The 20,900-nt window shown below is 46.7% G+C and carries 11 protein-coding genes; 2 read left to right on the top strand and 9 right to left on the bottom strand.

The features are described from left to right. Positions 1–23: 23 nt before the first annotated feature. Complete coding sequence (locus tag QTN94_RS07565; RefSeq protein ID WP_331427338.1) at positions 24–10,193, bottom strand: retention module-containing protein; 10,170 nt, start codon at positions 10,191–10,193, stop codon at positions 24–26. A gap of 441 nt (positions 10,194–10,634) precedes the next feature. Here QTN94_RS07565 and QTN94_RS07570 point away from each other — a divergent pair, with 441 nt between their 5' ends. Continuing rightward, the gene (locus tag QTN94_RS07570) at positions 10,635–12,662 is read left to right on the top strand and encodes an alpha-amylase (protein WP_331427341.1); all 2,028 of its coding nucleotides are present in this window, start codon (positions 10,635–10,637) and stop codon (positions 12,660–12,662) included. 93 nt (positions 12,663–12,755) lie between these two features. Here QTN94_RS07570 and aroG read toward each other — a convergent pair whose 3' ends face one another. The 5 genes from aroG to QTN94_RS07595 all read right to left on the bottom strand — a co-directional run bounded on the left by aroG (position 12,756) and on the right by QTN94_RS07595 (position 17,324). After that, positions 12,756–13,811, bottom strand: coding sequence for a 3-deoxy-7-phosphoheptulonate synthase AroG (gene aroG, locus QTN94_RS07575; protein WP_331416847.1), 1,056 nt, complete (start codon positions 13,809–13,811; stop codon positions 12,756–12,758). A gap of 296 nt (positions 13,812–14,107) precedes the next feature. Beyond that, positions 14,108–15,007 carry a heme o synthase gene (cyoE, locus tag QTN94_RS07580; RefSeq protein WP_331427339.1) on the bottom strand — a complete coding sequence of 300 codons (900 nt, stop codon included), beginning with the start codon at positions 15,005–15,007 and terminating at the stop codon, positions 14,108–14,110. Continuing rightward, entirely contained in the window at positions 15,000–16,040 is a 1,041-nt protein-coding gene (locus QTN94_RS07585; protein WP_331416845.1) for a COX15/CtaA family protein, read from the bottom strand. Before QTN94_RS07585 ends, cyoE begins: the two co-directional genes overlap by 8 nt. 17 nt (positions 16,041–16,057) lie before the next feature. Continuing rightward, positions 16,058–16,606, bottom strand: a complete 549-nt coding sequence (locus QTN94_RS07590) for a hypothetical protein (RefSeq protein ID WP_006878460.1) — start codon at positions 16,604–16,606, stop codon at positions 16,058–16,060. Further along, positions 16,599–17,324: an SURF1 family protein gene (locus QTN94_RS07595; protein ID WP_331416844.1), complete on the bottom strand. Its 726-nt coding sequence runs from the start codon at positions 17,322–17,324 to the stop codon at positions 16,599–16,601. The genes QTN94_RS07590 and QTN94_RS07595 overlap by 8 nt, the downstream gene beginning before the upstream one ends. Positions 17,325–17,337: 13 nt before the next feature. Here QTN94_RS07595 and QTN94_RS07600 point away from each other — a divergent pair, with 13 nt between their 5' ends. Beyond that, on the top strand, positions 17,338–17,583 hold the full coding sequence (locus QTN94_RS07600; protein ID WP_331416842.1) for a DUF2909 family protein: 246 nt from the start codon (positions 17,338–17,340) through the stop codon (positions 17,581–17,583). Between the two features lie 18 nt (positions 17,584–17,601). Here QTN94_RS07600 and QTN94_RS07605 read toward each other — a convergent pair whose 3' ends face one another. From QTN94_RS07605 to ctaD, 3 genes are read right to left on the bottom strand one after another with little or no spacing between them, the layout of a single operon-like run. Further along, positions 17,602–18,486, bottom strand: a complete 885-nt coding sequence (locus QTN94_RS07605) for a cytochrome c oxidase subunit 3 (RefSeq protein ID WP_331416841.1) — start codon at positions 18,484–18,486, stop codon at positions 17,602–17,604. Beyond that, positions 18,483–19,085: a cytochrome c oxidase assembly protein gene (locus QTN94_RS07610; RefSeq protein ID WP_331416840.1), complete on the bottom strand. Its 603-nt coding sequence runs from the start codon at positions 19,083–19,085 to the stop codon at positions 18,483–18,485. The genes QTN94_RS07605 and QTN94_RS07610 overlap by 4 nt, the downstream gene beginning before the upstream one ends. Positions 19,086–19,094: 9 nt before the next feature. Beyond that, on the bottom strand, positions 19,095–20,753 hold the full coding sequence (ctaD, locus tag QTN94_RS07615) for a cytochrome c oxidase subunit I (protein ID WP_331427340.1): 1,659 nt from the start codon (positions 20,751–20,753) through the stop codon (positions 19,095–19,097). Positions 20,754–20,900: the final 147 nt, after the last annotated feature.

Consider the following 20,900-nt stretch of genomic DNA (forward strand, 5'->3'; position numbering starts at 1 on the left):
CCCTCATTGAGGGGCGTTGAACGTTAGCTGTTGTTGTGAACCATCACATGTTCCAGTAGTGATGAGACCATATCAGCTTGTGATAATGCACCGAAGTCGCTATCCAACTGATGGGCGAGGTTCTCAACCAGAATCGACTGCCCCTCTGCACCTGTACCTAATGGATGGATATGGAGTTCAACGTTGTCACCATCCACCTTCACATCAAGATGTTCAAGTAGGCTCTCCATATCAAGCGTATTTTGCTTCAATTCAGGGAGCACTTCGCGCAGATCAATCTTATCACCTTCGCTCACCTTGAAGTCTTTGATGGTGTCGAGTGAACCACCATCGATATGATCCCAGACAAAGGTATCCATACCCGTACCACCAACGAGAATATCCGAACCTAAGCCACCATAAAGGATGTCATCACCGTCACCACCTTCTAAGTGATCATCACCGGCTCCACCAATTAACACATCGTGTCCTGAACCACCCTCAAGGAAATCATTACCACTACCGCCCGTCAGCGTGCTATTTGAGCCACTGCCATCCAGACGAACCGCTACGGTTTCCGATGCACGGTTGATATCTAAGTCATTGATATTGTTGACCACATTCAAATTAATTTCGATGTGGTTGCTTGATACAGCCTGATCAATGACGCTGCCATCTTGCGCAAGCTCCTGTGATACCGCGGTGATCTGCAGTGTATGATCTCCGTCACTCACATCTTTAATGATCAAGCCATCAATTGCCTGCGATGAGACATGCCATACGTCTCCGACCAGAGTTACCGAACCTGTAGCGCTCTCAATCATCGCACCAGCAGGAACATCCCTCACTTCTAATGTAAGCGCTTCGCTAGTATCGGTTAGTGCCGCCATAATGCCTACAATCGCAATTCCGCTCGTGCTGGCGCTTTGGGTTGCAGTAATGTGCTTGTTGAAGCTATATCTGCTATCAAGTGTTAGTGTTGGCGCATCCGCGACTGGATTAACGGTAATGGTGTAGTTCTTTGGATCAGCCTCTAGCGCAAGACCTGAAGAGTTCCAGCTGTCTTTCGCTGTGACTTGCAAATCGACGCTATTTCCTGACACAGAACTCGCATCAATGAATACACCAACATTATTACTGCTTGGTTTATCAAGTAACGCGTTAAGATCAGCGAGCGTGCCTAACAACGTCAGAGTACCGCTACCGTTGCCTGTCGCAGTAACACTCGAACCAGAAGGAGCAACGAGAGAAAGTGTACCGTCATCTACACTTAGCGTGACCGTCATCAGGTCATTAGCAGAAGCACCAACATAATCGACATCACTGACTGAGATGCCACTTAGCTGTTGGTTTACATCTTCATTAATCTGCGCGGTAATGTCATTAATATCCAACATAGGCTTGTCATTAAACGGAGTTACGTCGAAGGTGATCTCAGCACTACCAGTCTGATGATCCGCTTGACCATCGGTCGTGCCATCATCTTTAACCACGTAGCTAATCTTCACCGGGCCGTTGTAGTCTTTCGCAGCAACAAACACCCAGTTATCGCCTTGTTGAACTAAGGTACCCTGACCTTCGACGAGGGTCAGACTTTCAACGCTGATTGTGTTGCCTTCTTTATCAAAAGTGCCATCAATCAAGTCTTGTACGCTGATGGTCAGGCTGCCTTCTTCTTGCAAATCACCTAAGTCAAAGTCTTTTGGCACAGGCGCATCATTTACCTCAGTAACGTTAATCACAAAGGTTGTCTGATTGGTTGAAGACGTTGAACTATCACCCGGATCAATCGTACCGTTATTGCCACCGTCATCCACAGTCGCTGTCACAGTAACCGGCCCGTTAAAGTCTGCATCAGGTTTAAAAATGACTTTACCAGTAGCCAACGCTGCATTGATGTCAGCTAGTTTTCCGCTAGCAACAAGACTGCCATCAGCCGCGATGGTAAAGTTAACCTTGGCATCACTCAGGAACTCTAGCGTTCCTGAATTCACTTGTAGCGTCAACTCGTACGTGACATCAGGGTCATCATAGGTCGCATCTATATCAGCAATACCAAACTGGTTAATCGCAAGGCCACCCACTACATCTTCTGTTGTCTCAAGATCAATCACATTGACGAAAGTTGGCTGGTCGTTGACTGGATCAATCACCAAATCAACGTCAAATTCAGATTTAGGCCCTAAAGCACCATTGTCGACCGACTGAACTGAGATATGAATCGGTCCATTGATTCCTAATGCATTGCCCCCATCACTGTTGTGCTGACCAGAATTAAAAATGATCTTATCCAACTGCTGGGCATTCACCTCAAGCGTCCAAACACCTGTGGCTGGGTTGTAACTCGCTGGCGTACCATCTGGATACAAAATTGATGCATCTTGTGGAACGTTGGTCACTTCGAGGCGAAGAGTTTCAGGTGCATTTTCATGGATCACACCACCATTGGCAGACAAAGCCCTATCCACAACTGAAGCATTAATAGCGATATCGATATTAGTTCCTTCATTTCCCGTCACCGAATCAGTCACATCGGTATCAACAAGGTCACCTTCAGGTAGCACGGTCACTACAAACTTCGGTAAATTACTTGCTTCAGTTGGGACACCCAATAGTGATTCTTGAGTAAATACCGTGATACCGAATTCAGCAGTACCACTGAAATGCTTGGGTGGAACTACCGAAATATGTGATAAATCAAGGCTATCACCGCTACCGGCAGGCAATTTGACACTCCACTCTCCATTGCCATTGTTTTTCACCGTGTAGCCACTGGCTGGATCCGCTGTAAACAGGAATCCATCCGGTACATTAGTAAACTTAATCGATACAAATGTTTCAGAGCCATCAGTGTCGGTGAGTGAAACAGAAACGCTTCCTGAACTGCTCAATGAAATAGGATGATCTTCCGTACCCGTCAGTTCAATTGATTGATCAGGATGCGCTCCAGGGCCAGTTACAACCACTTCATCCACCACTGGCACCACTTCAAACTCGACACTGGTTGAAAAGTTGTCGGTATGATCGGTCGTCGTTGATGTCCCAGTTTCATTAAAGGTCACTGTATCAATCACGGTACCAGTAATATTGATCGTTACCTTGTTATCATTGTTGCTCGTAGGGTAGTTGTGCGTTGGTTTAAACAACACATTGTCTAACGCATGCGCTGCTATCTCACTCTGAGAGAAAGTAACCTGAGTACCCAGCTCTTTGAATGATACACTGCCATCAAGCGCGACCACTTTCTCATAGAAAGCGCCTTCCGCAGGGGGAGCGAGAGTTAAAGTGATAGAGCTAAACGCTTCACTGCCGCCCTCTACACCACCGTTGTTGGTATCGCCGATTTGTTGATCAAAATCGAGTTGAATGTAGCTATCTTCATAGCCAACTTTGTCCGCAATACCATCACCATTTTGATCAATAAGTTGACCGGCACTATCTAGTGAACCAGTCACTTCGACGCTAACTGACGGCTTGTCGCCAGCCACATCGGCTATCGGGTCGACTTTGATAACAATCTGTGCAGAGTCCGTTTTTTCATCGCCTGATGCGGTATCTTTAGTGATGACCGTGATTGGCAACTTGAAGTCACCAGAGTAGTCTTTTGGCAGGTTAAGCATTAGACCATCAAACAGCTCGACCGTACCATCAGCAGAGACTTTTGTCTGGAACACATAGTTTCCATTGACGAAATCGACTTCTGCACCGCTGATATTCACTGGGAATTGTCCGCCAATCATGACGTTACCCGCGATAATAATAGTCACTTCATCAGCCGACTCGTTTCCAATAGGAGGAGTTAGGGTAATGACGCTGTTAAGCTGATGACCTAAATCGACCTGAATATCCTCAGTTCCGGTGATAATTGCATGTTCATCAATCTTAATGAAAGCCGCCACCTCATTGCCTGAATTCATCAATTCTGGGAATGAAAGTTCTAACGATGTTTCACGACGATCTATCAGTGAATTTTCATGGGCGTCTTCACCTTCATCAATAACCTGAGTGTAGACCGTTAAGGTGAGCTTGTTGTAGACATTCGGTTGATTTGGCTGGTCAGGGTGAAAATCCAGTCCGTGAGGTGCGCTAATACTGAAGTTGTCTTCATTTACAATCACCCAACGACCATCACCTTCATAAGCAGCCCCCGTCACCACCAGTTGGCTAAGAACAGCCTCAGACAAAGTATGACCGTTTTGATCGGTAAGATGGATAATCACATCTTGTACCAACTCATTCGATGAAGCGTCGGTGTTATGGTACTTAACTACGTACTCGCCATTTGTACTCGTATTATCACTGTTAGTGGTAAATCGAATCAGACCTTTATTATCAGCCTGAATCGCCGTCTGGATAGCATCACCCGCTTCATTGGTCACAACCAGTCTGTTATCAGCGTTTTCAGGCTCGACGACAGGACGCACTTCAACATGAACCGACCCAGTAAGCGTTGCCGTTACACGACCACCTTCACCAACAATATTATCGCTGGTGTATTCATGATCGCGCTCTTCTATCTCAACTTTAGTCGTCAGATCGAAGTCTGTGCTTGAATCCTTCGGTGGCGTGATTTTAATAAAGCCGTCTTTAAGAGCCTCAGTGGTAAAGTCTACAAACGACTGTCCTGGTCGAGGCTCTATGACAAGAGTACCATCGGAGTTAACCGCCACGGGCTGACCTGCGACTTCAACGGTGTAACCAGGCTGAATGCCGCCAATAGTAATCGAAGTAAAGTGCTCATCACTATCTGGATAATCTTTACCTTCTGGGTACCAGTTGATGCTGATAGCGGAGTCCTCAAGGCCAACTGAGGTTTCATTTTTGTAATTCAGGTTGGTATCAATGACAGGCTCAACATTGACGCGCACAATTTGCTCAAAGCTACGGCTATGACCATCGTTTTCAGTCACGATGATCGTGGCTTTCAAATCGATGTTCTCTGTTGATGAAGCAACGGGCTTAATCACAATGCCAGTCTTGTTAACATCGCCTGTGATGTTCGCTTCGTAGATAGGCTTGTCCGTATCTGGTTTACCATCTGGTCCGGTTTCATAACCAACAAAGTTCAAATCAATCACAGTGCCATCGCTGTCTTCTAGCACCACACCATGAGGGATGTTTGATAGTAGAACCGTCACAGATTCGGAAGTGTCATGCTCATTGTCAGCATGCTCACCAGACTGGATCGTAAATTTAAGTTCGGCCGCTTTATCTTCTTTGATGGTGATTTCAACTCCATCAACGCCATTCTCACTGAAATTCGTCCAGCCGGAACCGATCGTATCGCCTTTTGGAATGTCGACGACCCCCTTGACTTCAACGTTAACCGTTTTAGTACCTAACACTTGCTCACTGACCTGAGTACCGGTACTCAGAGATGCACTGTCTTTCACAACACCCGTGACATCAAATTTGAAGTCATTATTGCTGTGTAGCTTTGGAACAACTTCTACGTTGTTAAGCTGGTCATATGGGATTTCTTTGTAAGTAATTCCGTTAACCGTCACTTCTGTAATTTGGCTAGCACCGCTCCCTGCCCAAACCAACTCAGCACCTTCAGTGATACCTGAAATGCGCACATAAAGCGTTTCAGAGCCATCGCTGTCTTGCGATGGTGACATGGTAATCACTTCATTAAGGGTAAACGGATCACGATCAGTTGTCGGATCAAGCGTGTCCTGAGTGGCTGCATTATCTTCGAAGATATTGATACGATTAACGCTGAAGCTACCTTTGTCGGCTTGCGGTGCGACATCGAAGATCAATTCTTGTGGTGCAGAGTGTGCCTCCTTTTTACCTGATAATGGGTTTCTAGTTTCAGTGGTCACTGCGACGGCTTCCAGCTTAATCGTACCCGAGAAGTTATCAACTGGATTGACCTGAATGGTCTTAATATCTGCCGATGAGACATGATAAACGCCGTTACTATCCGGACTCAGTGGGTGGCCATTTTTGTCGACAAGCTCGAACTTACCCTCGCCTGCTGTTGCTCGAAGTTCATAGCTTATTGTCTCTGGTCTAGTTTTATCTTGGGTTACCGCTTGAAGTTCGAGAGTAGCGTTGTCACCATCTTCGGTTAACGAGTAATGATACTGGCTATTAGCATCATTCCAAGTTGCGATATCCGCTACACTTTCAATCTCAATATTGAAGCTTGAATCGAGGGTATGGTCGTTGCTGCCATTATTATCAATTTGCAGCTGATAGTTGATTTGAACGCCTTTGCCACCCGTCGAAAAGTTACGATCTGGAACAAAGTAGAGGTTGTCAATCGTGGCCGTCGTATGCGCGCCATTTTGCGTAAAGCTCTGCTTTAGAACCGAGCCATCAAAGATAATATCTCCAGAAGCGTTGGGTTGTAACTTGTAGAACACGCCATTTTCTTCGTAGTAGAACGTGCCTCGGTGCTGACCCTTCTCAATGGTCAACTGACCAATATCCTCTGCGTTATCTCTATCAAATAGATCAACCGATAGTGCTACTTTAGCTGGTGAGTCAGCCAGACCAGTTTGATTATCCTGTAGATTTTCCCACTCAGCCTCATTGCCCGCGGCATAGTTGATTTGCGAGTCGCGACCCGCATCCTCGAAAGTGACCACCTTAAGCGCTATCGGTTCAGCTTCATGGTCTGTGATGGTGATATCCAGGGGCACCACTGACGTATCCTTATCACCGTCAGTTGCCGTGATATTGACTGTAAAGTTGATTTCATCTCCGCTGTGCTCAAGGTCTTTAACCGCTGCGAACGTGACTTGACCATCGGAATTAACCTCTAACCAACCGATATGGCGTTGGCTAACCTGACCACCTGAACCTGTAGTCTGTTCAAATACAAATAGGCTTTGAGCACCTGGCTTCAAATCTACCACGCTGGTGTAGTTGCCATTTCCATCGTCAAATACGATTTGTGCACCATGACTGTCTTGAGTCCCTTCTATCTGGGTCAGAGTGGCATTGTCTGCGCCTTTATCAGTCTGATTGGCAAACATATTGACCGTACTACTCCAGCCTTCTCCCTCTTCAGCAGTAAGCGCCTGTCCCGTTAAGGTCGGAATATCATCTACCACTCGAATAGGCAAAGTGATCACATTACTCTCATCGCCGTCAAAATCAGTGGCTTTGATAGTGAAATTGATCTGAAGACTGTTTTCTCCAGCCCCCGCAAGGTGATCGAGTGATTTAAGCAACTCAAAGCGGTAGCTATTGTCAGCGGCATTAAACGTAATGGTAAATACCGCATCACCACTTGCCGTTTGCGCTGTATAACTAAACTCAGTTCCGTTTTGAGCAACCGGTCGCCAGGTAAGAGCTTCACCACCGCTGGTTAAATCTTCAAGTATCTTATCGGCATCAGCGAGTTCATATTTAACGACGCTATCCGCGCCTTCAGTAACGGTGAATGAACCAGAGACGTGAGTGCTGTGATTCTGGTCTGAGCCTACTCCAGATAAGTCATCTTCATCGACTTGTGTAGCACCAGTGGTACCAGTTAAAGTTGGTTTGTCATCGGTTACTTCAATAGGTAGGCGAATAGGTTGGGATTTATCCCCATCACGATCAATCGCTACCACATCAAATGGGATGGTTAAGCTATCTTCACCCTGAGCATGGTCGAGCGCTTTAATTTGGCTATAGGTGTAGCTGCCGTCACTTGCTAATTCAAGCGTGAAGACCACAATACCATTGGCAACGCCGTGATATACCGTTGGACCCGTCGGTGTGCTGACATCTTGAATTGTGACGTCAAAACCACCTGATGTCAGGCCATTCTGAGAGTCGCCAATGTTCACTAGCTCATACTTAACAACCGTGTCAGCACCTTGAGTTGTTTCAAACTCACCAGTAATGACAGGCTGATCTGGTGAAGAGCCGGTCACGGTATCATCTTCGTTGACTTTAAATTTGCTACCATCTGCAAAGCCATCAATCTTGGCAAGATCATCGCCAATGTTTATCACTAACTGGCTGTTAGCTGAATGATCGTTATCACTGTCGACAGCATAGACTGGAATGCTGACTGCTAGACTGTCTTGCCCTTGGGTTGAATGATCGACTTCCTCAAGCAAGGTGACGCGGTACTCACCAAGTTTATTTTGATCGAGGATAATAGACAGTACGTCGACTTGTTTACCATCGTCTGTGGTGATGTAGCCGCGATAAACGCCAGTAGAAACTTCTTCAAGCACCACATCCTGACCAGCTGATTTAAGTGTCGATGAATCATTAAACGTCTGAACATCAATGCCCATCGCGACGACTTTGTCACTGCCTGTGGTAAAGTCAATCGTGCCCGTGGCGGTGGTGTTCGTCCCCCCAACCTGTGAGCCTTCATTCAGCCCCGCCTCAAACACATCGACTGACGTGATGCTGTTAATCAGCGGATTTTTACCGTCTGCAATCGCAAGACCCACGGTGCTGGTCAGCGTGTCGCCGTCTTTATCGGTGACGGTAACAACTATGGTGTGCTGAATCGTCTCACTCGCTGCGTGGTTGAGGTTGCTGTCAGCAATAAAGGATAACTGACCGTCAGCGCTGATTTTTACTGTACCATCGGTGACTTTGTATTCGGTTTTGCCACTCTCTAGCGCATACTTTGTGCCATCGAACGTAAACGACGTTACTTGACCATTATCCGCCCCAGCCTCAATAATCACATCAATCTGGTTACTGGCTGCGGTGCCGATATGATCCGGTTCGGTGACACTTAAACTGCCGTCGGTCACAACTTGTAGGTCATCACCAATATTGATCACGAGTTGTGAACGCTCAGACTGATCGTTGTCCGCATCAATAGCAAACACGGGCAATGGAATAGAAATCGAATCCATACCCTGCTGACTATGATCAATTACATCCAACAGTTCAACTTTATAGCCAGCGCTAAACGTCGTATTGCTGTTTGTCACATCACCGATAGTGATCTTGAGTACATTAACTCGCACACCTTCAAGTAAGATATAACCTGAATAAACACCCGGCTGGCCATCAACGGCTTCCAGAATAATAGTTTGACCTTGCGAGGTGATCGCTGAATCCTGCTGCGCCGCATTAAACGCATCAACATCAATCTGCAGTTCAGTTACCTTGTCGCTCCCTAAGGCACCATTAAGCGTCCCTTCAAATTCCGTATTCGTTGCCCCAACACCCGATCCATCATTCAGACCCGCTTCAAAAACATTGGCGCTATCAATCGCAGTAAATTCAGCATTGGCACCATCCCCGATGGTGACCTGAGCATCAATTGGCGTTCGAATCGAGTTGCCGCCACTATCTTTACCTTCAATTTCGAAAGACACGACAATCTGATCATTGTCGAAAGCAACCTGACCGCCAGCAACAGAAGGAACATGGTCAATTGACTGAGAAATCGTGGTGGTAAGTTCAAGAACAACGTCTTTACCAAGATTGCTGGTATCGATATCAATGCGGAGTACTTCTTCGCCACCTAAAACGCCAACAATCTCATTTTCACTGGCGTTGTAGCTGAACGTAACGGGCTGTCCGTTAGAAGTGATATCGCTATTCAACTCACTTAAAAGAGATGCTAGCGAAATAGCGTTGGGAATAAACGAAGTGGGATCAAGCGGTAAGTCGCCAGCCAAAATCGTAGCTGAGCTTGTGATCGTTTGTGGGTAAGTACCTTGAGATAAAGATCCTTCAGCCAAAGATTCGCTTACGCTTTCCCCGCCAGCAGCAAAAACTAATGGTCTATCCTCTTCATCGGTTTCATCAAGGTTATTGGACGCAAAAGCAGAGGTTTCGAAGAAGGTGCTTGCTAGCACTTCTGCACCATTATAATCAATGGTCACAAAACCTGCGTTTGCAGAACCTGCTCCGCCGCCAGCGGCAGTCGCTTCAAGTAATTCTGTAGGGTCCGCGCCAGCTAAAATAGCTTCTTGAATGGCGGCTAGTTCCGCTTCATCGAACGCACCGTCACTAAGGTTAGCCAGCTCAAAATTGACTTCGCCGGCAATAGGAACCGCCCCCCATTCACTCACATCGGGCTCAATAGCGATGGCATTTGAATCGAGATGATATGCGGCCGTTGGCGACTCCATCACAATAGTCGACTGATTCGCCGTAATCACTATCTCATTTTTAGCAACCGTGTCACCGACTTCGGCTTTACGTGCTTTCCCATCCGGAGAAACAATAACAACATCACCAGAAATTTCTTTAATCACTGCAGCTTGGCGCAAAACATCCACGTCCATAAACGCTTCCTCACTACATCTCCCTCATGAAATATCAAGGAGATGGAAACACTTGGTATCATTTTATTTATTCGAACAAAATAGCAAAAATCGCAGCTGATTCCAGCGATTAATTGAGTCATTTATAAACAGTAATATTGCGAATTGTAAGTTATGGTACATGATTTAGACTATCGGGCTGATTGATAGTTATTTTTCATGCAAATAATTAACAAAAGTTTCAAAAATGAGAATACATACTCCCATTTACCAACATGCGTCCCAATAAGAATGACTCACTAATGTCCTCCTCTAGTAAAAGATAATGTGACCACTCTCGGAATTTAGGGCGTAGATGATGGGAATGATGTTAGGCACAACTTGCTAGGTTAGAGTATTTAGCCACCAATACGATGACCTCAAGGATGTAACGTGAAACGCCCATTTGTGCCCAACACTATTATGCTTGCTGTACTGTGCAGTTTTCCTGTATTCGCCAGCCCTACGCTTACGTTGTCGACCACGACAACCAGTCGAGATGTCCCTCTTTCGGCTTCTGAACCGGTCGTTTTATCTTTAAACAAGGAGAGCTACCAGCTAACGATTTCCGGCATAGAAGGAACATGCAAAGCGCCAGAGAATCAAAAAGTGAAATTTCGTCGCCCACTGTCTCTAAGCTGCGGAAAGGACACCATTCTTCCCCTAAATATTCGTTTTAGTGGCGACTATGCCTTTAGCTTAGATCCTGAACTCAATACCTTGACTGTCGCTCGACAGGCGACAAAAAGTGACAAAACATTTAATCGACCGATCCCTGATGTTCAGTGCCGTCAGTATTCCGGAAAAGAGGTCACCATTAACCTTGGTGATACGTTTGCAGAAGGTACCCAGCTAAGAGATGCATTAAGCGGGAAAATGGTGACAGTATCCAGCAACACCGTCACTCTAAAACCAGCTAAGAGCAGTGGCGGTTTAGTCCTCTTAGAGCCTGTCGTGTCTCCCGAGAACACACCTCAATTTAGCTACCACAATGCCAATATCTACTTTGTTATGGTCGACCGCTTTAACAATGGCGACACCGACAATGATCACAGCTACCAACGTCAAAAAGACCAACAGCAAGAAGTGGGTACTTTCCATGGTGGTGACCTCAAGGGGGTAATTAGCAAGCTAGACTACATCAAGAGCTTAGGTACAGACGCTATTTGGCTATCGCCAATTGTTGAACAAGTGCATGGTTTTGTCGGTGGCGGAGAGAGCGGTAGTTTTCCCTTCTATGCTTACCATGGCTACTGGACGCGCGACTTCACCAAAATAGATCAAAACTTCGGCAGTGAAGAGGATCTGCGCACTCTGGTTTCTGAAGCACATAAGCGCGGCATCAAGGTTCTTCTGGATGCGGTCGTCAACCACTCAGGTTATGCCACTCTAGCAGACATGCAGTTCGACAACTTGCAGGTTACCCGCAGCGATGCACTACCAGATAGTTGGGCAGAGTGGAAACCGCAACCCGAGCAAAATTGGCACAGCTACAACAATCATATCGATTATCAAAGCGATCAGTGGATTAATTGGTGGGGCCCTGATTGGGTACGAGCAGGACTGCCTGGTTACTCTCAACCCGGAAGTAGCGACACCACAATGAATCTAGCGGGTTTACCCGATTTTCGCACCGAGTCTTCCAAGTTTGTTCGCCCGCCTCAGTGGTTGCTCAACAATCCAGATACACGTGTGGTGAATAGAGACAACTACACCGTCTCTGACTACTTGGTAGAGTGGCAATCTGACTGGGTGAAGCGCTTTGGAATCGATGGCTTTCGGGTCGACACGGTCAAACACGTAGAGGGTGACGTATGGCTCAAGCTCAAACAAGCTGCGAGTGACGGTTTATCCACATGGAGAGAACAGAATGGCCAGCAAGGTCTGCCATTTTGGATGATGGGCGAAGTATGGGGTCATTCGGCCTATCGCTCACCTTATGCTGACCAAGGCTTTGATGCTTTGATTAACTTCGATATGCAGAAAAAACTTGATAAAGGTGCAGCATGTTTCTCTCAAATGCAGGAGGTTTACCAAAACTACGCAGACTCGATTCAGTCAACGCCAGACTTCACCCCTGTAAGTTATATGTCTTCTCACGATACCGAGCTGTTCTTTAACCGCTTCAAATCGTTCGACATGCAGCGCAATGCGGCCAATGCTCTCCTGCTAAGCCCTGGAGCGGTACAGATCTATTATGGTGATGAAGTGGGCCGTGAGCTTGGGCCTTATGCGGATGATTTTCATCAAGGCACTCGCTCTGACATGGTGTGGAAATTAGATAGTGAAAGAAAACAACTGCTTTCTCATTGGCAGAGTCTCGGTCAGTTCCGTCAAAAACATCCTGCCATCGGCGCGGGTAAACACCTACAAATTATGAATGACAACGCTTACGTATTTTCAAGAACCTTAGGTGAAGATAAGGTGATTGTAGCCTATATGGGCCGATAGTCATTAGAGCTAAAGCCAGACGTTGGCGGGCAACGATTAGCCAACAAACAAAAAAAGCTCCCACGGGAGCTTTTTCTCACTATACAGTAATGGCTACTTGCTGTTACGGCGCTCTGCGACCGCATCCGCCAATTGACGAAGCACTTTTTCAGTATCTTCCCAACCAATACAAGCATCGGTAATAGACTGGCCGTAGGTTAACTCTTCACCTTCCACCAAATCTTGACGACCTTCAACCAGATGCGACTCGATCATGACGCCAAAGATCGCTTCTTCACCACCAGCAATCTGGTTAGCGACATCTTCTGCCACGACCATCTGACGCTGGTACTGCTTAGAGCTGTTTGCGTGACTGAAATCAATCATCACTTTTTGAGGCAGGCCAGACTGCGCTAGCTCTTGCTTAATTGCACTCACGTGTTCAGCACTGTAGTTCGGTTCTTTACCACCACGAAGGATGATATGACAATCAGGGTTGCCTGCTGTTTCAATGATCGCTGAATGACCATACTTAGTTACAGATAGGAAGTGGTGTGATGCACTTGCTGAACGAATCGCATCAGAAGCGATCTTAATGTTACCGTCTGTACCATTTTTAAAGCCTACCGGACATGAGATACCCGAAGCCAACTCACGGTGAACTTGAGACTCAGTAGTACGTGCCCCAATCGCACCCCAACTGATTAAGTCAGCAACGTATTGCGGTGAAATCATATCAAGGAACTCACTCGCCGTCGGCATGCCCATATCCGTAAGATCAAGCAGTAGCTTACGACCCATACGCAGACCATCATTGATTTTAAAGGTATCATTTAGGTACGGATCGTTAATCAAGCCTTTCCAGCCAACGGTTGTACGTGGCTTTTCAAAGTAAACACGCATCACGACTTCTAGACGATCTCCCAGTTCATCACGAAGAACTTTGAGTCGTTTGCCATATTCGATTGCTGCGTCAGGATCGTGAATTGAACATGGACCGATAATAACCAGCAGGCGATCATCTTCGCCTTTTAGAATATTCGAGATGGCTTCACGCGAGCGAAACGTGGTCGAAGAAGCTGATTCAGTCGCTGGAAACTTCTCTAAAACCGCAACTGGCGGTAATAACTCTTTTACTTTATTAATTCGTACATCATCTGTCTGAAACATTGCTTACTTCTTCCTATTTCTCTTGGTTGAACGCTACACCAAAATTGGGTGGTGAAAAAACGTTCAGCTTTTCTTGTTCCTGTTCCCTGTAACTTATCTATCAAAAACCAAGGTTGCAACCACTATTTTAAATAAAAGGCAATATTTTTTGCTTTTTTACACTTTACACAGAGTGTAAATTAATTTTTACGACAATAATAAAGGTTGAGGTAGAGGGTGCGAGAGCAGATGAACAATAGGAGTTAGAAGCGAAACACTGAACTCACCAAGTGAGTCCAGCGTTCCAATGACACACGTTAGCCAACCCAGTAATGATCGAGCAGAAGCACCAAAAACAGGAGCATTAAATGATAAATGGAAAACTTAAATGTCTCGATTGCCGATTTTTCGTGTGGATTGAATTTCAACTTCCATGCATGACCGATGAAGCCGAGACTCAGTATGGTTGAACCTATCCAATACAGACTGCCGCTCATTCCCACCAAAGCGGGTAATAAACTGACTATCGCTAGCAATATCGTATAGAGAAGAATCGAGGTTTTAGTATATTCCACGCCATGCGTCACCGGCAACATTGGAATATCTGCTTTGGCATAGTCCTCTTTACGGTGAATCGCCAGAGCCCAGAAATGTGGTGGCGTCCAGATAAAGATGATCATCACTAGTAACCAACCATTGGCATGCATTTCTCCTGTGACCGCTGCCCATCCCAGCAACGGAGGCATAGCACCAGCAATGCCAGCGATGACAATATTTTGCGGCGTCGCTCGCTTGAGATACATGGTGTACACCACTGCATAACCCAAAAGGCTAGCAAACGTTAGCCCGGCCGTTAAACCATTGACGCCCCAGTATAGGATAACGAAACCAACCAGCCCAATCACCATAGCAAAACTGAATACGTGATGTGATTTCATCTGACCCGATGGTAATGGTCTTTTGTAGGTACGGGCCATAACCGCATCAATTCGCTGATCAATAAGATGATTGAATGCTGCCGCCGAACCTGCCATCAAACCAATACCCAATAGGCCAAGTATACTTTCTTTAATCGGTAACGCTCCCGGGACGGCAAGACACATACCAACTAGAGCAGTTAGCAGCATCAACGCGACCACTTTCGGTTTAGTTAAAGTGAGGTAGTTTCGCCATTGTGCTCTGCTCGCAATATAACTAGCAGAAATAGATTTACTCATGAGCATTCTCCTTACGGTACAGGCGTGCACTAGGTGAAGTGAGCGATTCAGATTGCCAAAGCAGATAGTTAGTCCGTAATACAATGATCAGCAACATTGCCGCACCAAGGTTGTGTGCGACGGCAACCACGAGAGGTAAGCTCAGCACAACGTTGCCAATTCCTAGTGCAATTTGCACCACTAACATAATCAATAATGAGATGGAGACCTTACGAAAATCGGTTACTTGGGTTGCCCATAAGCGATAGGCCAGAGCCGTAACCATTAAGGTAACCAACAGAGCGCCAAAGCGATGGGTGACATGAATCGTCATTCGAGCACCATAATCCAGCGTTCCGAATTCATAACTTTCTTGTTTAGGCTGAATCAACTCAAATGCTCGCGGGACGTCGAGATAAGCGACCCAATCTCCCTGACAAATCGGCAATGTGGTACACATCAACGCAGCATAGTTAGACGATGTCCAGCCACCCAGAGCAATCTGACCGATGACCACCAGCAAGGTCGCACCAGCTAAGAGTCTCAGGCCGTTGTCGTTACTCGCCTGCGAGGGTAAGCGATTCCGATCGTTAGCCTGAAGCTTCCAGTGAGTAATGGCCAATAAGCTAAACAGAGTAAACCCTCCGAGCAGATGGCCCATCACCACAATCGGCATCAGTTTCATAGTGACAGTCCACATACCCAGTAGGGCCTGAAATATCACCACGACGGATATCGAGGAAGCGAGCAGATACGATAGCTGACGACTCTTTATCGCGATAACGCTAATGGCAAATACAACTAGCCCTAGTGTGCCCGCGAAGTAGCGATGGATCATCTCAAGCCAGGCTTTATCCGCTTCAACAGTCAGTGAGGGGTAGAGTGACTGTGCAAGGGCGATTTCATGTTGTTCGTTGGGCACGGTCAGATGTCCATAACAACCGGGCCAATCGGGGCAGCCCAGTCCCGCGTCAGCAAGACGTGTATATGCACCTAACATGACGACAATAAAGGTCAGGATTAAGCTGAATCTAACTAAGTGTATTAACTTCATATCCGCACTCCTTGCGGTTAGCCTACACGAGATAACTTAAGCAATTTGCGTAAATCGGCGAGCAGCCCCTTACTCTGGGACACCAATTCAGATTGTGATTCCACACGTGGATAACGCATCACCAGTTGCCCGAGAGGATCAACAATCACGTATTCAAATGGGTGAACGATCTGCTCGAAGTCCTGATTGACCATAAGTTGCGCGTACTTGCCCTTTTCCACCTCAATAGCGGCACTCTGCCCAGTCACCAACAATACAGGCTGAACACGCTGCTGATACTTACCTAGTGCTAAATGGCTCTGCCCCAGCAGATACACCTGCTGCTGACAAAACTCATCACACTCAGGGGGAATAACATAACCTAGTTGCCATTGACTCTGTTGGTAAGGATTGGCAATACCTAGCGACTCCAGTGTTGCGACAGGCTCAATCAACTCACCTTTGTTTGTCACTCCAGATTGATACCAATGCTGTGAGAGTACAGTCTTAGCGATAATCGCAGGTAAAGCGAACATCACAACTAAACCAATGAAAATAATTCTTCCCCGATAAACTGGATTAATCATGTGTTGCTCCTTTTCTGATGGTACGCAGCAGTAGCAGACCGCTGAGAACAGCTAACGCCGCTGCCATCGCAAACCACTGTACCGCGTAACCTCGATGTTTCTCTGAGTTCATCGACACAGGTTGCCAAGGTTGCGGATACGGCCAACTTTCACTCATCGGCTGAACCACATAAGGCTCTATCTTCACTTTCCAAAACGTTTCCAACTCAGCGAAGTTGAGGTTTTGAATGCGGCTAATTGGGCCAGATTCAATGAGTAATTGATGACTTAGCGGGTTAACTGATTTCCGATATAAACGCCCTTCGATCTTTAGGGGCAACTCCAACCAATCAACCTCAGGCAATTGATCCCGAAAACGAGGCGCGGGAACAAATCCACGCTCAACAATCACCCGCTTTCCTTGTGCACTTTCGACCAGTTGCAATGCCAGATACCCAACCTTGCCTTGATGATGTTGATTGTCCAGCAACAACAACTTGTCCTTCATCGGTTGAGCTTGGAAATGCACTTTCAGCCCTATGGGATCGTTTTGCATCTCATCACTGAGTTGATCCAAGGAAATGGCCGCTAAGTGTTGTCTTTGAGTAACCTGTTGCTCTATTTCCGTTTTTTCGGCAGCTCGAGATAATTGCCAAAAGCCCAAGTTGACCAATATTGAAAAGACAACCACAGTTAATACAAAACCAACGACAAAACGCCCAATTCTGATGTGAGACACAAAGGACCGCCTCATGGTATTTATCTTCAAACTAGTATTGGTATTGCTGCTACTTTTCATCTTAATCAACCTTGGTCGAGCCATGCTTGAGATGGTCAAAGGGCCAGACTCAAATGAAGAGAGCGATAAATCTCCACAAGATGACAAGCCCATGAGTTTCTACCTTGGCCGGCGCGTCTTCCTATCCGCACTTGCAGTTGTCTTACTCATTGCCGCCCTCTTAAGCGGTTTTATCGAACCCAATGTGCGCCCCTACTAACGGGCGCACTATCAAGTGTTAAAGAACGTAAACAAACACAAATAGACACAGCCATACCACATCGACGAAATGCCAGTACCAACTGCCAGCCTGAAAGGCAAAATGTTCCTTTGGCGTAAAGTGATCCTTCGCCACCCTTGCCAGCAATACAATTAAGAATAGGGTGCCGAGCAATACGTGCATGCCATGGAAGCCGGTCAGTAGGAAAAAGGTGTTACCATAAACACCGGACTGCAAAGTCAACCCGAGATCCTGATAGGCGTGAGCATACTCAACGCCTTGGTAGTAGAGGAAGAAGCCAGCCAGAACAATGGTAATTTCCAGCCACACAATCAGCGCCATACGTTTGTTCTGCTCCAGACTGATATGTGCCATGTGCAAAGTCACTGACGATGTGAGCAGCAATATGGTATTGATTAATGGGATACCCTGCCACGACATTGCCGTTGTCGTTGTCCCGTCTGGAGTCGTGGTCAACGGCCATAAGGCTTCAAAGGCAGGCCAAATCACTTCGTGAGTCATGGCATTATTGCCCGCTCCCCCCAGCCAAGGGACTGAAATCATTCGCGCATAAAAGAGCGCGCCAAAAAACGCACCAAAGAACATGATTTCAGAGAAGATAAACCAACTCATCCCCTGTCTGAATGAACGTGATAGCTGAGCAGAATACTGACCACTCATTGATTCCGTGATAACGTTGCTAAACCAGCCAGCAAACATGTAAAGTAAGAACAGAAAACCCGCTAACAGGATTAGCTTGCCAAATACACTGCCATCTCCCCCCTCCGCCATGTTTTGTACCGTCAAACCGGCACCGACGGCAATAAGAAAGAGAGAGACTGCGCCAACAATAGGCCAACTGCTTTGCGCTGGAACATAGTAGGGTTGATGTTTAGAACTCATTGTGTCGCTCCTTGCACTGTCTCATCCACCGCATTTGATGAGACCTTGGCTAACTCTGTTGTCGCTACTTTTTCACTAATGTCATAAAGGGTATAGGACAAAGTCAGGGTATGGATGGTGTCGGGAATATCCGGTTCAATATAAAAAATCAGTGGCATCTCAGCTTGGGCATTTGCCTGTAACGGCTGCTGGTTAAAACAGAAACACTCAATTTTATTGAAATAGGTTGCCCCTAATCCAGGCGATACCGATGGGACCGCCTGGCCAACTATATCTTTTGGCGAAAGATTCTTTGCATGATAGGCAGTCTGAATAACTTGCCCCGGATGCACTTCCATAAACGCCTGCTCGGGAACAAACGACCAGGGAATACCCTGATTATTGTGGGCCATAAATTCGACCCGAATGAGACGTGATGTGTCAGGAACCATACCTTGTGGTTGTAGCGCAGACTCACTGTTGGTTTTTCCATTGATTCCTAACACATCACACATCACGTCATAAAGGGGGACCAGCGCAAAACCAAAACCAAACATTGCAACAACGGCTGCACAAAGCTTGATCACTAATCTTCGGTTTGATTTGGCTTGTCCGTCCATGAGCTTTCCTCAGTCGATTTTTGGTGGCTCAGAAAAGGTGTGATGTGGCGCAGGACTTGGCACCGTCCACTCTAGCCCTTCAGCACGTTCCCATGGTTTCTCAGAAACTTTCTCGCCGCCTTTGATGCACTTAATCACCAGCCAGAGGAAGATCAGTTGCGACAGGCCAAAGGCAAATCCACCAAAGGAAACGATCTGATTCACATCGGCAAACTGAATCGCATAGTCGGGTATTCGTCGTGGCATGCCCGCCAAACCAAGAAAGTGCATAGGGAAGAACAACACATTGACTGAAATTACCGAACACCAGAAGTGCCACAAGCTCAGTTTTTGGTCATACATATGCCCTGTCCATTTCGGTAACCAGTAGTAGGCTGCTGCCATAATGGAGAACACCGCGCCAGAGACCAAAACATAATGGAAGTGCGCCACTACAAAGTAGGTATCGTGATACTGGAAGTCTGCGGGAACAATCGCCAACATCAATCCAGAGAAACCACCAATAGTAAAGAGAATGATAAAGGCGATCGCAAACAACATCGGCGTCTCAAAGGTCATTGCGCCGCGCCACATTGTCGCCACCCAGTTAAACACCTTAACGCCAGTTGGCACCGCTATCAGCATGGTGCAATACATAAAAAACAACTCGGCGAAAACGGGCATACCCGTCGTAAACATATGGTGTGCCCACACAAGGAACGACAGCAATGCAATACTGCACGTCGCGTAAACCATCGAGTGGTAGCCAAACAGTTTCTTTCCACTAAAGGCAGGAATAATCGCTGAGATGATACCGAAGGACGGCAGGATCATGATGTACACTTCAGGGTGGCCGAAGAACCAGAAAATATGCTGGAACATGACCGGGTCACCACCACCCGCGGCATCAAAGAATGAGGTGCCGAAATATTTATCGGTTAACACCATGGTCACGGCTCCAGCCAGCACCGGCATCACCGCGATAAGCAGGAATGCAGTGATTAACCAGGTCCAAACGAACATTGGCATTTTAAACCAGGTCATACCCGGAGCGCGCATATTCACTATGGTTACGATGACGTTAATCGCCCCCATGATCGAACTGATGCCCATGATATGGACCGAGAACACAAACAACGCAGTACTGTCTGGGCCATAAGTGGTCGACAGCGGCGCATAGAAGGTCCAGCCGAAGTCCGGACCGCCTCCTTCGGTGAACAGTGACGCGAGTAGGATCAGGAAGGCAAAAGGTAAGATCCAAAAACTAAGATTGTTCATTCGTGGCAGTGCCATATCCGGAGCGCCAATCATCATTGGGATCATCCAGTTTGCCAGTCCGGTAAATGCTGGCATTACTGCACCAAATACCATCACCAGACCATGAACCGTAGTCATCTGGTTAAAAAACTGTGGCTCAACCAATTGCAAGCCAGGCTGGAATAGCTCGACGCGAATGATCATCGCCATCGCCCCACCAGTCAGGAACATAATAAAGCTGAACCAGAGATAAAGTGTACCTATATCCTTATGATTGGTTGAGTAGAGCCAACGAGTAATCCCTTTCGGAGCCTCATGATGCTCATGTTCATCAATCGCAATCGTGCTGTTAGCTCGACTGATATCGGCGTCTGCAACAGGCGCTGATTTGGATTTATCTTCTACGATAGAATCAGGTTTGGACGTTTTCATGGCGTTGTTGATCAAATCAGCTTGAAGATCAACGACGCCATATATGACTAGCCGTTAGCTTCTAACAGGCATACCTAGTCCTATGACTTTGTTCATTGCTTTGACATTTGCCAGTGCCTCACCAACTTGAGCGTTATAACATCTCAA

The organism is Vibrio sp. M250220, from assembly GCF_036533795.1.
Classification (GTDB): domain Bacteria; phylum Pseudomonadota; class Gammaproteobacteria; order Enterobacterales; family Vibrionaceae; genus Vibrio.

Excerpts from the sequence above, each read along its gene's own strand:
- QTN94_RS07565 (WP_331427338.1), bottom strand. The coding sequence starts at position 10,193 with ATGGACGTGGATGTTTTGCGCCAAGCTGCAGTGATTAAAGAAATTTCT.
- QTN94_RS07605 (WP_331416841.1), bottom strand. The coding sequence starts at position 18,486 with ATGAGTTCTAAACATCAACCCTACTATGTTCCAGCGCAAAGCAGTTGG.
- QTN94_RS07610 (WP_331416840.1), bottom strand. The coding sequence starts at position 19,085 with ATGGACGGACAAGCCAAATCAAACCGAAGATTAGTGATCAAGCTTTGT.
- aroG (WP_331416847.1), bottom strand. The coding sequence starts at position 13,811 with ATGTTTCAGACAGATGATGTACGAATTAATAAAGTAAAAGAGTTATTA.
- QTN94_RS07590 (WP_006878460.1), bottom strand. The coding sequence starts at position 16,606 with ATGATTAATCCAGTTTATCGGGGAAGAATTATTTTCATTGGTTTAGTT.
- QTN94_RS07585 (WP_331416845.1), bottom strand. The coding sequence starts at position 16,040 with ATGAAGTTAATACACTTAGTTAGATTCAGCTTAATCCTGACCTTTATT.
- QTN94_RS07600 (WP_331416842.1), top strand. The coding sequence starts at position 17,338 with ATGGTATTTATCTTCAAACTAGTATTGGTATTGCTGCTACTTTTCATC.
- QTN94_RS07570 (WP_331427341.1), top strand. The coding sequence starts at position 10,635 with ATGCTTGCTGTACTGTGCAGTTTTCCTGTATTCGCCAGCCCTACGCTT.
- ctaD (WP_331427340.1), bottom strand. The coding sequence starts at position 20,753 with ATGAAAACGTCCAAACCTGATTCTATCGTAGAAGATAAATCCAAATCA.
- cyoE (WP_331427339.1), bottom strand. The coding sequence starts at position 15,007 with ATGAGTAAATCTATTTCTGCTAGTTATATTGCGAGCAGAGCACAATGG.